Source organism: Candidatus Phytoplasma melaleucae (assembly GCF_030588185.1).
Lineage (GTDB): Bacteria > Bacillota_I > Bacilli_A > Acholeplasmatales > Acholeplasmataceae > Phytoplasma > Phytoplasma melaleucae.
Genome location: NZ_JAOSID010000001.1, coordinates 18078 through 31784, shown reverse-complemented (window position 1 = coordinate 31784; position 13707 = coordinate 18078). Strand labels below are relative to the sequence as shown.

Sequence of the window (13707 nt, the reverse complement as noted above, 5' to 3'; positions counted from 1 at the left end):
AGGTTATTATGAATTGTTTATACAAAAACTAAAGGATTATGATTTATATGAATATAAGAGTAGCCGCAACATCCACTAGTTGTTTAGATTATTTACCAGAAAATAATGATATTGATGTAATTAGAATGAAAATTTTTATTAATGATCAAGAATATATAGATGGGGTAAATTTAACAGCTTATGAATTTTATAATATTCTAAATAAGAATCCTAGATTAATACCCAAAACATCTCAACCTTCGGTTGGTGAAATAGTAACTTATTTTAAAAAAGTATCTCAACAAGGATATAAAAAAATTTTTGTGACTACATTGTCCAAACACTTGAGTGGGAGTTATAATAGTATTCTTCAAGCTAAACAAATAGTTAAAAATGAAGTTGAAGTAATCGTTTATGATACTAAGACCGTTTGTTTTTCAGAAGGATATTTCGCTCTTCAAGCTCACCGTTTATTCGCTAAAGGAGCTTCTGTTACGGAAGTAATCAATTATTTAGATTTTTTAAGACAGAATAATACTATTTTTTTTGTGGTTAATTCTTTAACTTATTTAATTCAAAATGGGCGTTTGTCTAAAACACAAAGTTTGCTAGGAAGATTTTTCAGAATTAAACCTATTCTGCAAGTGAACGAAGAAGGTGAAATAGTTTTAATCGAAAAAACTTTTAATATTGAAAAAGCTTTCCTTTATATTATAGAGAGAATTAGATTATATACAAAAAATAAAGAATTCTTAATTCATATTTTATTTACAGGTAATCCTGTAATGAGACAAAAATTAAGATTGATTTTAGAACAAAAACTTCATTTAACAAATATTTTAGAAATACCTTCAGCTCCTTCGATTGGAGCACATGTAGGCAATAATGTTTTAGGAGTAGGAGTTATTTTAAAATCTTGACAAATATAGCAGAAGTTTATTTTTTATGTTAGATTACAAACATCAAATTATTAAGATCACAAAAGCTCAAAAAATATTGAAAATACTTAAACAAAAAAAAATAGAAGCTTTCATTGTTGGGGGGGCTGTTCGAGATTGGATTTTAAAATTGCCTATTCGTGATGTGGATATTACTACAAATGCTCATCCTTCGGTAATAAGAAAAATATTTTCTTCGGAATTTATTTCAATGGATAATAGATATGGATGTGTAAAGATTTTTTTTCAAAATCATTATTTTGATATCACTACTTATCGTAAGGAAAAAAATTATTTTGATTACAGACATCCTTCGGATATTGAATTCGTATCAGATGTCAAAGAAGACATTATGAGGCGTGATTTTACTATTAACGCTCTTTTATTAGACAACAATAATAATATATTCGATTATGTTAACGGTATTTTTGATTTAAAAAATAGACTTATCCGAACCATTGGTAATATTCATAATAAGTTAACAGAAGACCCTTTAAGGATGATGAGAATTTTTTATTTTCAGGCAAAACTTAATTTTGAAATAGAAGAGGAAACTTTCTCTATTTTGAAGAAAAATATTTTTTTATTACAAAAAATAAAAAACCAGATGTTATTAAAAGAGTTTAGTAAAATTTTACAACAAAAAAATATTCAAAAAGCTTTTTCTTCTTTGCAAGAAACTAAGGCTTTTGATTTTGTAAAAAGTTTAAAAAAAGGGATTATTTTTGTGTTGAGAAATAATTTACAAGATGTGTCAGAAGAATTATTTTTTAGTTTATCTTTTATTTTAGATCCCCAAATTATTCATGATTTCCCTTTTGCTACTAGATTTAAAAAACTACTAAAAAAAATATTTTGTTGGCACCAACAACAAAAAAGTAATGACCTATTATGTTATAACGATGAATATTTTCAAATGTTAAAAGAGCAAATCCAAAAAATTATGCAAAACGAATGCGTTAAATAGATTATTTTATTATTTCTTCATTTCAATATTATATTTGGGAGGAATAACATGTTGCGATATAAAAGTCCACTCATTAACAGTATTTGAATATTCTTATAATAAAATGAATAAAGGCATGAATTTAAATATATGTATCAAAAACAAACAGATATTTTCAAAGAAAAAGAAATTGGTCAAACATATCAAATAACAGGCAAAATAACAAGCTTTAATAAGGGAGATAATTTTCACAATGTTAATGTGTTAATTCCGGAAAATACCTGTGTTAATATTAAATTAGACAAAAATTATCAAAATATTATAGTGGATAAAATTTATATTTTTCAAGTCATTTTTCTTTTAAAAAATGACAAAAATATTTTTTTGTGTCAAAAAATAGATCCTATAGAAGATGTTCTTAATTTACAAAGGATTTATGAATTATATTTTCATTTTTTTACATGTGCACCGCTTTCTTTTGATGCAATTGCAGCATTAATAGAAAAATTTCTATCTATCATTAAAAACCCAATTTTAAAAAGAATTACTTTTAATTTATATACTAAAAATAAACAAAAATTTTTAATTTCTCCGGCAGCATTTAAAATGCACCATAACTATTATGGTGGGTTGGGTTATCATACTACCAATATGCTGAAAATCGCTGAATTATTATCTCCAATGTATCCTTGTTTAAATGTTGACTTATTATATTCTGGGATTATTTTGCATGATATGTTTAAAATACAAGAATTTGATTTTACTCAAAAAAATTATACTAAAGAAGGTATTTTATTAGGCCATTTAATTTTAGGAGTAAATCATATACATGAAGAAGCAGTTTTATTAAATGTTCAAAATCAAGAAGAAATTTTGCTTTTGAAACATTTAATAATCTCTCATCATGGATTATTAGAATATGGTGCCTTTAAAAAACCACAAACCAGCGAAGCATTTTTGTTATGGCACTTAGATAATATAGATGCTAAATTGACCGTTTTAAAAGAAATATTAGAAAAAACTGATAAAGGTGATTTTTCAGACCCCTTAGCTATTTTAGAAAAGAAATGTTTCTATAAACCAGATTTGACAATTATACCAGAATAATTACTACTGAAAAAAGAAAGAAAGTTTCTAAATTTTCTTGCCTTAGCTAAAAAAGATTGTTATTTATGAAAAGATCTATTTGTTCATTATTTCAATAGGTTTTAGTATAGATATTTTAAAGAGGGGCAAGAGTAAACTTACTAAATTTAAGAAAAAAATAAGTAGATAAGATAGAAACATAATTTTTGTAAATCTAATGAATGGTGGCACAGCAAAATATCCTTGTAAAGTAAGCATGGCAAAATTCCCTTGTGGCATACCTATTGCTCTTACAAATTTTTGTAAATAAAAATATCTATCTTCTTTTGTTGCATTAAATTTATCTGGTATCGGTTTATAAGATGAAAAGAAACTATTAGAATTGGGATAATTTAGTTTTGGAGTGGGATTTTCAAATCGGAATTGTGTACAGATAATAAAATATGTAAGTAATAATACAGTAAAAGCAAATAAAAAACATTCTACTAAAATAATTTTAAATACAGTAAAAATGTTAGCACCTAATAATCTTAAAATACCTATGTTTTTTTTCTTAAATTTGATATTTATGTTGAAAGTATTGTAAAGAATTAATATAGATATTATGTATGGCATATAAACGAATAAGAAAGTCATTTTTGTTCCGTAATCTTCGTATATTATACGAAGATTATTGAAAATTTCGTATGGGATTGTAAAAATAGATTTTTGTTCGAAATATTTTGGGCCTATTGCCAATGAAATTTGTCTTACATGATAAAGAGCAAAAAACATTGTTGTATATAAAATACTTGTTATAAATAATCTTTTTGATTTTGTGAGAAAATTCCAAGTCATTTTGAATTTTTTTTGTAAAGATAAATGGCTAGGCAGAGAATCAAATTCTTTAGCATGAGAAAATACATTTGTACTTAATTCATCAAATATAGATTCATTAGAAAAAGATTCTTCATAATTTTCATAATCCGTAATGGGTAGTTTTTTTGATGCTGTTTCTTTTTTGTGGCTAGGAATCTGGTTTTGTAGTGGTTTTGTTTTTCTAACCAGAATATTTTCTACATGACTATTATTTATTTTGATAATACGGTCAGCATATTTATAAGCAATTGTCTGATCATGTGTAACAATAATAACTAATTTTTCTTTGGAAATCGCCTTTAATTTATCAAATATTTTTTGACTTATTCCCATATCTAGGTTTCCAGTAGGCTCGTCAGCTAAAATTATTTGAGATTTTTTCATTAAAGCTCTAATAATTCCAACAATTTGTTTTTGCCCGCCTGATAATTGATGTATTTTTCTATTTAATAAAGAGATATTAAAATCAAATTCTTTTAATAAACTAGCTAATACATTTTTATCTATTTCTTTATTTTGTAATTCCGAAGCCAAAGCGATATTTTGTAAGACATTAAAATCTTCAACTAGATTACAATTCTGGAAAATAAAGCTAATCATAGCATTTCTATAATTATCTAGTTTTATTTGACTAAAAGGAACAATATTTTTATTATTAACTGTAATGCTACCATTGTCTACATTATCAATCCCTGCGATAACATTTAATAAAGTGTATTTACCAGAACCATGCTTACCTAAAATAAAAAACATACCATTATCAGGAAAATTTAAAGACACATTTTCTAGCCCATTATAAACTTCTTCTCTTTGGAAAAAACTATTGCCTTCTGTAATAACATATTTTTTAATAACATCTCTTATTCTAATCATGACTTAAAATAAATTTAACCTTTCTTTTTAGATTGTTTTTTCACATTCTCATTCCAGAGTTTAGAAAATTATTAATTATTAACGCATTATAAGTTATTTCTTGCTGAAGACGAATGAATTTATATAGTAAACTAACTTAAAACATCATTATGAACTTAAAATAGATAAAATTTAGTATAATCAAGTTTTTCCAGAAGATAAATATGCTGAATTTTGTTAGTGTTGAACTTTTTTTAACATTTCATAATATTTACATTTCTAATTTTAGAAAGATAAAAAAATAGAAAAAACTAAAATGGGCATGCGTGACAAAGTTATTTATGTGTTATAATTTTAACTGAATACGGATGAAATTTTAAAGAAGCGAAGTAAAGTGGATCTATGATAATAGATAGACGAATTAAATTAAAAAAATTTTAGGTCAAGATTATTGTATTTATAAATAGTTTAAATTTATAGATTTAACAGTTAAATTAATATGTTATGTTAATTAAAATAATTAAAGATAGTATTTTTTTGATAAAAAGGAGAAATTTTATGTCTGATAAAATAAATCTTAATAAGATAAAAGAATTTAAAAAAGGATTTCAAGATTTTATAAATAAAGGCGATGTTGTTAAGTTAGCTATTGCATTTATTATGGGACAGTTATTTACTAAAGTTGTAAGTTCTCTTTCTACAGACATTATTATGCCTCCTATTACTTGGATTTTTAATAGTCATTATTCCTTAAAAGATTTAAAAATCAAATTGAATAGCGAAATTTCTATTAATTATGGCAATTTTATGCAGAATGTTTTTGAATTTTTATCAGTTTCTTTGGCTATTTATATAGTTCTATGTTATTTTTCTAAACAAATCAAAAAACACTATCAAACTAATCCTCAAGCACAACAAACTACACACAGTAGTATTTCTTTAAAAGAAAAAGAACAAATTGCAGTTTTAAATGAAATCAAAGAAATTCTTAAAAACAAAAAATAAATCTAATTAAATTAGAATGAATTGTTATAATAATTTTTATTTTCTGTTTATTATTTCGAGTTTGGACATTACATTACGCGTTGAAACACTTAGATAAAAAAATTTAATCTATTAAATCCTCCTTTTTAAATAAATAGTTTTTGTAATGATAACATACAAAAGCAATGTTAATGTTAGAGTTCGTCGAGTTAATTATTTTTGTTTATTAGGTTATCATCAAACTTTTTTTGCTAGTTCTTGTTAGCTAATAACAATGACAACTTATGCATCTTGTATTTTCTTTTATTTAAATATGTTTTGATATATTTTAATTTAACTTTGATTATATCTACTTCTGGTTTATAACTTTTAATTTCCTTTACTAAAGTTTTTCTTTGTGTTCTTTTGTGTTTTTTCTATATAGTAGGTAGGTATTTCAACTTTAAAGTTCATTTTAAAGGTTGTTTTATATAATACATAACTCTCTATAACAACACTTCGCTGCTTTTTAACTTTATTACATTAAATTTGTAAATGTCGTTGATTTATGATTTAGTACATGCTAACAAGGTACTCTTTTTTCCTTTTTAGTCATGCGAGTCAAAACTGTGTGTAAAAGAACTTAATAACTTTCCATCAGGAAGATATTCCAATATTTGAAATACATCATCTTGATGATCATAAAAAATTGTTTCTTGTATGAACCCTTCATCCGAGAACATTTTAATATCACCTATTTTTTTTTCTTGAAGATTATATGTTACTCCTTCATATACAACACCATATTGATTATAATTTCGAATAAAATGTAACTGATTAGTTTGAAAATAATTTTCAACAACTTTTTTTAAGTTGCCATTCGGATAAAAATCTTTAATGTATAGTGTAAATATATTATTTTCTTCTTTTAAAAGAAGAGTTTCTTTAATTAAAATTTGGTTTTCATTAAATTCTTGTATTTTTTGATAATTTTGATGAGAAAATATTTCTTTATTTTTTACATGATATGTGAATTTAAGATGATTAAAAAATTGACGTTCAGAATTATAAACATGTAAAATAGTAAAAAAAACAAATATCCACAAAAATATCTTATATTTATTTTTATTAAATAGACTGATTAGCATATATTTGATTATGTACTTTCTGTTTTAGATATTTTAAACTTATAATTAACATTTAGTTTTTTTGATGGATATAATAATCTTATCTCCTTTTATGAAAATGTTGTTACAACGTATGATAACACGTAAAGATAATTAAAAAAGCACTTTTTATAAAAAAAAGACATGGAATAGGTTTATTATCCGTTATTAATGAGTCTGATATATAAGTATTGTTATATTATTAAGAATTCTTGTGTTTAGAATAAATGATTTTTTATTAAAATTCATTACAAAAAGTAACATATTATTAATGCAAATAGTTAAAAGTTAATTTATAATTGTTCAATTTTGATATAATTAAAAAGAATTTGAAAAGAACTAAATTTTATTGAAAAAATATTTTTTCTTGTTTTTACTAAAGAGTCCTTAGCTTTTAAATCAGAAAATAGTTTTTTCATTGTTTCATTAAGTTTTTTTTATATTTTTCAACTAAAACCATTTAAATGTATTTATTTTAGTGATGCAGATAATAGAATCTTATTTGCTTGTAAATTGTATTATTATTTTTTTAAGCAAAGGAATTAAGGCTCGTGATACTGAGTTTGTATAAAAAAATCTGGTTTTTTGTAAAAAGTTTTTTTGCTTCTTCGCATAAACATTTAAAAAGTATTCGTTTAATAGCTCATCAAATCGAACAATTAAGTGATATAAAAGCTCAACTAAAAGACCAAGATTTTCCCAGAGAAACCGAAAGATTAAAAAAGCTTATTCAAGAAGGGGTTTCTTTAGATGAATTACTAGTGGAAGCATTTGCTCTTGTAAGAGAAGCTTCTAAAAGGGTTACTAAATTAACTCCTTATTATGTCCAACTTTTAGGAGCTATTATTTTACATCAAGGACATATTGCAGAAATGAAAACAGGGGAAGGTAAAACTTTAACTTCTGTAATGCCTGCTTATTTGAACGCTTTAAGTGGTAAAAGTGTACACATTGTCACTGTAAATGAATATTTAGCGCGCCGTGAAGCTGAAGGAGCGATAGGAGATATTTTTCGTTTTTTAGGTATGTCTGTAGGATTAAATACTAAAAATCAAAGTATCCAACAAAAAAAGATAGCTTACAATTGCGATATACTTTATTCTACTAATAGTGAATTAGGTTTTGATTATTTAAGAGATAACATGGAAAGTGATATTTCTAATGTTTTAATGAAGCGAAATTATGATTACGTTATTATTGACGAAGTAGATTCTATTTTAATAGACGAAGCCCGAACCCCTCTTATTATTTCTGATAATATTCGTAAAGGCAGAAAATTTTATCGAGATGCTGATCGTTTTGCTAAAAGTCTTAAATCTGATCATTATATTATTGATTTGGAATCTAGAACAATTGAATTAACAGAAGAAGGCATTAAAAAAGCAGAATCTTTTTTTAAAATTAGTAATTTTTATAGCAATGATAATGCCCTTTTATTACATTTTATTAAAAATGCTTTAAAAGCTTGTTTTATTATGGAAAGAAATAAAGATTATTTAGTTGATAAAGAACAAATTTTAATTATTGATCAATTTACAGGAAGAATTTTAATTGGACGTCAATTTAGCGATGGGTTACATCAAGCCTTGGAAGCTAAAGAGAGATGTCCTATTAAAGAAGAAACTGAAATTTCTGCTCTTATCACTTATCAAAATTTATTTCGAATTTATAATAAAATATCAGGGATGACTGGAACAGCTAAAACAGAAGAAAAAGAATTTTTTAGTATATATGGAATGAAAGTAATCGAAATACCTACTAATAAATTAATGATTAGAGAAGATGCTCAAGATTTGGTTTTTTTAACTTTAAAAGATAAGTGGCAAGCTCTATTAGCAGATATTGAAATTAGACATGCTAAACAACAACCTATTTTAATTGGGACAGTTACTGTAGAAGTTTCAGAAGAAATTTCTAAGTATTTAAGAAAAAGAAGAATACCTCATGAGGTTTTAAATGCTAAAAATCATGAAAAAGAATCTGAAATAATTGCTAAAGCAGGCAGAAAAGGCTCAGTTACTATAGCTACTAACATGGCTGGTCGTGGCACTGATATTTGTTTAGGAGAAGGTGTTGTAGAACTCGGAGGGTTAGCAGTTTTAGGCACTGAAAGACATGAAGTAAGAAGAATTGATAATCAACTAAGAGGGCGTGCCGGACGCCAAGGAGATCCTGGTTATTCACAATTTTTTGTTTCTGCAGAAGACGAACTTGTAAAACGTTTTGGTGCTTCTAAAATTGCCAAATTGATCTCTTTGTTACAAACAAATGACAAAAATAAAAATAATATTTCTTCGCAATTTTTAACAAATTTATTTACTAATATACAAAAAAAAATTGAATCTTCTAATTTCGAATACCGAAAATTTGTATTACAATTTGATTCTGTTCTTAAATTACAAAGAGAAATTATTTATCAACAAAGAAAAGATATTCTAGTATCTCATGATGTAGAAAAATTAGCTTTAACTGTTATACAAACAACCTTAAATCAAAAAATAAGAAATTTTTTCTCAAATAAAAATAATGATAAAAGCAAATGCAATATCCAAAAACTTATTGATTATTTAGAAATGACTTTTTTTCCAAAAAATACCTTTAGCGCAGAAGAATTCGATTTAAAAACAATTACTTTCGAAGAAGTAGAACCTATAATTGCTAGAAAAACTGAATATCTTTTACAAAAACAAAAAAACAAACTTATTATACTTGGCGAAAAACATTATTCAAATATGTTAAGATTAATTATGTTAATAAATATTGATAATCAGTTTAAAAGTCATATCAATGATATGAATGTTTTGAGAAAGAGTATTAGTTTTTTAAGTTACGGTCAACAAAATATTTTAACTGTTTATCAAAACGAAGGACAAAAATTCTTTAATCAGATGATAGAAAATATCTCCATAAATATTACAAAAATGATTTTAAAATTTTCTGTTTTAAATAACATGTTAACTTCGTCATTACAATCTGATTTAATGGTTGAACCGCCTGTTAAATCTCATGAACAATATACCAAAAGAAAAAGAAATATCAGAAATATGAAAAAACCTTGGAATTAAAATCTTTTTTTTTATAAAAGGAGTTTTTTATTGATCAAAATGGACAAATATGAAATTAATCAGATTTTAAATAATTTAAATATAACTCTATCTCATCTTGAACAAAATATAAACTTAGAACTAAAAATCCAAAAAATATCTGAATTAAGCCAATTAATGGAACAATCTGATTTTTGGAATAAAAATACAAATTCGGTTAGTGTTGCGCAAGAATTACATAAATTAAAAAATGAAATTAATCGTTTTTTAGATTTAAAAAAAAGATATGATGATTTAATTATTTTATTTGAATTAGCAGAAAGTAACGAAGAAAATCAAGATTTTTTATTTTTATCAGAAGAATTGCAAAAGATTAAAAAAGATGTTAGAAGTTTGGAAATTGAAATTTTATTAAATCAACCTTACGATGAAAATAATGCTATTTTAATGTTGCATTCTGGAGCCGGAGGCATAGAATCCCAAGATTGGTGCGAAATATTATTTCGTATGTATCAAAAATATGCACAAAAAAAAAATTTTAAAGTTGAGATTCTTCATTTACAACCAAGCGAAGAAGCAGGGTTAAAAACAGTTAGCCTTCTGATCAAAGGCAATTATGCTTATGGGCATTTAAAAGCAGAAAAAGGAGTACATCGGTTAGTTAGAATTTCGCCTTTTGATGCTAATGCTAGAAGACATACTTCTTTTGCTTCTTGTGATATATTGCCTGAAATTAACGATGAGATCAAGATAGATATTAGAGAACAAGATCTAAGAATAGATGTATTTAGAAGTAGTGGGGCTGGTGGTCAACATGTTAATACCACTGATTCAGCTGTAAGAATCACCCACTTACCTACAAATACTGTTGTTAATTGCCAAAATGAGAGAAGCCAGATTAAAAATAGAGAAAAAGCTTTACAAATTTTAAAAACTAAATTGTTGCAATTAGCTGTTAAAGAACAAAAGGAAAAAGAAAGAGAATTTAAGGCCGGACAAAAAGACATCAGTTGGGGATCACAAATAAGAAGTTATATTTTCCATCCTTATCAAATGGTCAAAGATCACAGGACTAATTATGAATTATCTAATATCAGTGATGTCATGGACGGTAATTTAGATGATTTTATTAATGCTTTTCTGAGAAAAAAATAGAAAATGATTTATCTTGTTAATTCTGATATTGGCTTTTCAAGAGACAAAAAATTTTTTTGAGGAATGAAAATATGAAGCAAGACAAATTTTTAAATTTTAATAAATCTCGATGGTTCTTACTTATTTTAAATGATATTGGCTTAGCTTTATCTATCTATTTATTTACATTTGGAAGTAAGTTGAATACAGGAGGAATAGATGGTTTGTCAATGATCACCAGCAAGATATTAGTATTTATAACAAAAAAAGATATTTTTACTTCCAATTTAGTTATAACTTTTTTTATGTTTTTTTATAATATTGTAGCTCTAATTATTGGATACCGATGTTGTGGTAAAGATTTTGTAGGCAAAACTGTATTTTTAGTAATAATTTTAAATTTAGTTATATTTTTATTATCTTGGATATTTAATGCAACAAAAGTTACATTTTTAGACATGTTTTCTTTTGATAACAAATACTTTAAGTTAATGGTTGCTTCTGTTATAGGAGGTTTTTTTATCGGACTTACTCTCTCAGAAATTAGGAAACTTGGATATACTACCGGTGGAATGGATATTTTTCAACAAATTTTAAAAGATGGTTATGGGATGAATTTTATTACTATTTCATTCATAACAGATGGTTTACTAATATTGATTTCTGCAGTACTAGAAAGTATTGAACATTATAATTGGATAAGTGTTTTTATGGAAATGTTCTTAAGACTTTTATTATCATTAGTATCTGTTTTTATTATTGGATTAATAATGGAAAAAAGAGTTAAATTAAAAATTTTAAAAAAAACGACAAAGTAAATAATTTAGGATGATAAAAGTTTTTTTATATAAAATTAAAATTTTATGTAATATTAAAAAATTTTTGAATTATATTATTTACTTCATTAGAAAGGGTTTGTCATAAATAAATGTACAAAAATGGTTTTATTAAAATCGAATTATCTAACCCAAATTTATCTTTAGGTGATACTTTGGCAAATGCCAAAACAATTGTTAACATTTTAAACAATAGCAAAGCAAGTTTTGTTTTATTCCCTGAATTATGTTTAAGTGGTTATACAGTAGGAGATTTTTTTTTCGAAAATGCTTTTTATCAGGAAAATTTGATTTCTTTGGTATATATTCTTGATAATGTTTCTTTTGAAGGCGTATACCTAATTGGTATGCCTTTTATTTTAGGAGAAGTTATTTTTAATGTGGCTGTAGTTATACAAAAAAAGAAAATTTTGGGAATTGTCCCTAAACAAGTTATTCCGAACTACAAAGAATTTAGCGAAAAAAGATGGTTTCAATCTGGTAAAATAATCGAAACGCAAGAAGTTGTTTTTTTAGAACAAAAGGTTCCTATCGGAAATATTTTATTTGTGAATCAATTTTTTGATATTAGTTTCGGAGTAGAAATTTGTCAGGATTTATGGACAATGGAATCTCCTAGTGATTTATTAACTCTTAATGGAGCGCACTTAATTTTTAATCTGTCTGCTTCGACTGAGCATATTGGTAAAAAAGAATTAAGACGTATGGCAGTTGTCAATCATTCTCGAAAACAAATTGGAGGATATTTTTACACTAGTAATGGTACAACAGAATCGTCAGACGATGCAGTATTTTCCAATCATAAAATTGCAGCAGTTTTAGGGGAGGTTATTGGGGAAAAAGATATTTTTAATACAGATACTAATTTAATAGTTGATGTGTCAATAGATGCTATTAAACATCAACGTAAAATTGATACCACTTACGCAGATCAAAAAATAGGCAAAAACTCTTTTTTATGGAAATCTTATTTTCAAATAATAGAAAATGATATTTATGAATTTGAAAGACCTTTTTCTAAAAAGCCTTTTTTGCCACAAAATAAATTATCTGAACAATTAAAATTATCTAATCAATTACAATGTTTATTCCTACAAAATAAATTATACTCTCTTGAAAACAGTAGGGTAGTTTTGCCAATAACTGTAAAATTCAGCGATTTGATAACTCTTTTAGTGGTTATCCAAAGTTTTCAAGTTAATAAAAAACCATGGGATGATTTGATTGTTATTTTAGATTATTATAATGATAATAAAGAATTTGTTATTTTAATGAAAAAATTTTTGCTTAAATCAGGTATCAAAAATATTATTAATCATTCATTGTCTAAAGATAAAACTACACGCATTAAACGGAATAACAGAATGATTTTAAATTATTTAACTAAGTTAGAAAAAGTTGAATCCCAATGTCAAAAGAATATTGTTTTATTGGAGAACGATAATTTATCTAACATATCTCTAGGCCAATTAAGCCCAAGGTTATATAACTATGATTTTATATATAACGTCAATAGCGGATTATCTAATACCTCAATGACAGAATTAATTTTATTTCATTTCAAACAAAATACTTTTTCATTAAGCCGCAAATTAAAAAAATTTTATTTACAACAAATAGAGTGTTTTTTAACTGAGAAAGTTATCATTCAAGATTTTATTTTATATTATTACTTAAAATATAGTTTCACTAAAAATAAAATTTCTTTTTTAATAGAAAAAACTTTTCTTTTATCTGCAGAAAAAAGTTTATTTTTGACAGAAGATTATTTGACACAATTTTATATAAATCAATATAAAAGACAACAAGTAGCACCTGGCCCCAAGATTTTTGAAAATAGCCTTTCTCCCAGAACAGAATTAAAACTTTCTGTTGATTGCCGTAGATCAACAGTACTAAAATAAA

10 protein-coding genes are annotated in these 13707 nt (G+C 25.1%); 8 read left to right on the top strand and 2 right to left on the bottom strand.

Annotation, left to right across the window (positions count from 1 at the left end; all coding sequences use genetic code 11):
- Positions 1-47: 47 nt before the first annotated feature.
- From OC680_RS00125 to OC680_RS00115, 3 genes are all read left to right on the top strand, one after another.
- Positions 48-899 (top strand): DegV family protein, encoded by an 852-nt coding sequence (locus OC680_RS00125; RefSeq protein ID WP_304515093.1) that lies wholly within the window; start codon positions 48-50, stop codon positions 897-899.
- Between the two features lie 25 nt (positions 900-924).
- Positions 925-1884 carry a tRNA nucleotidyltransferase/poly(A) polymerase-related protein gene (locus OC680_RS00120; RefSeq protein ID WP_304515092.1) on the top strand — a complete coding sequence of 320 codons (960 nt, stop codon included), beginning with the start codon at positions 925-927 and terminating at the stop codon, positions 1882-1884.
- Between the two features lie 129 nt (positions 1885-2013).
- Positions 2014-2970, top strand: coding sequence for an HD domain-containing protein (locus tag OC680_RS00115; protein ID WP_304515091.1), 957 nt, complete (start codon positions 2014-2016; stop codon positions 2968-2970).
- 75 nt (positions 2971-3045) lie between these two features.
- Here OC680_RS00115 and OC680_RS00110 read toward each other — a convergent pair whose 3' ends face one another.
- Positions 3046-4680 carry an ABC transporter ATP-binding protein gene (locus OC680_RS00110; protein ID WP_304515090.1) on the bottom strand — a complete coding sequence of 545 codons (1635 nt, stop codon included), beginning with the start codon at positions 4678-4680 and terminating at the stop codon, positions 3046-3048.
- A 537-nt stretch (positions 4681-5217) separates the two neighbouring features.
- On the opposite strand from OC680_RS00110, the gene mscL reads away from it, so the two are divergent.
- Entirely contained in the window at positions 5218-5664 is a 447-nt protein-coding gene (gene mscL / locus OC680_RS00105) for a large conductance mechanosensitive channel protein MscL (RefSeq protein WP_304515089.1), read from the top strand.
- Between the two features lie 566 nt (positions 5665-6230).
- On the opposite strand, the gene OC680_RS00100 is transcribed toward mscL, so the two are convergent.
- Positions 6231-6770, bottom strand: a complete 540-nt coding sequence (locus OC680_RS00100) for a hypothetical protein (RefSeq protein ID WP_304515088.1) — start codon at positions 6768-6770, stop codon at positions 6231-6233.
- Between the two features lie 593 nt (positions 6771-7363).
- Between OC680_RS00100 and secA the strand changes: the two genes are divergently transcribed.
- The 4 genes from secA (at position 7364) to OC680_RS00080 (ending at position 13706) form a co-directional block, all read left to right on the top strand.
- Complete coding sequence (gene secA, locus OC680_RS00095) at positions 7364-9853, top strand: preprotein translocase subunit SecA (RefSeq protein WP_304515155.1); 2490 nt, start codon at positions 7364-7366, stop codon at positions 9851-9853.
- A 39-nt stretch (positions 9854-9892) separates the two neighbouring features.
- Positions 9893-10987 carry a peptide chain release factor 2 gene (gene prfB, locus OC680_RS00090; RefSeq protein ID WP_304515154.1) on the top strand — a complete coding sequence of 365 codons (1095 nt, stop codon included), beginning with the start codon at positions 9893-9895 and terminating at the stop codon, positions 10985-10987.
- Between the two features lie 71 nt (positions 10988-11058).
- Entirely contained in the window at positions 11059-11784 is a 726-nt protein-coding gene (locus OC680_RS00085) for a YitT family protein (protein ID WP_304515087.1), read from the top strand.
- Positions 11785-11894: 110 nt separating this feature from the next.
- A complete protein-coding gene (locus OC680_RS00080) occupies positions 11895-13706 on the top strand; it encodes a nitrilase-related carbon-nitrogen hydrolase (RefSeq protein WP_304515086.1) in 1812 nt (603 codons plus the stop codon).
- The last annotated feature ends 1 nt before the right edge of the window (position 13707 follow it).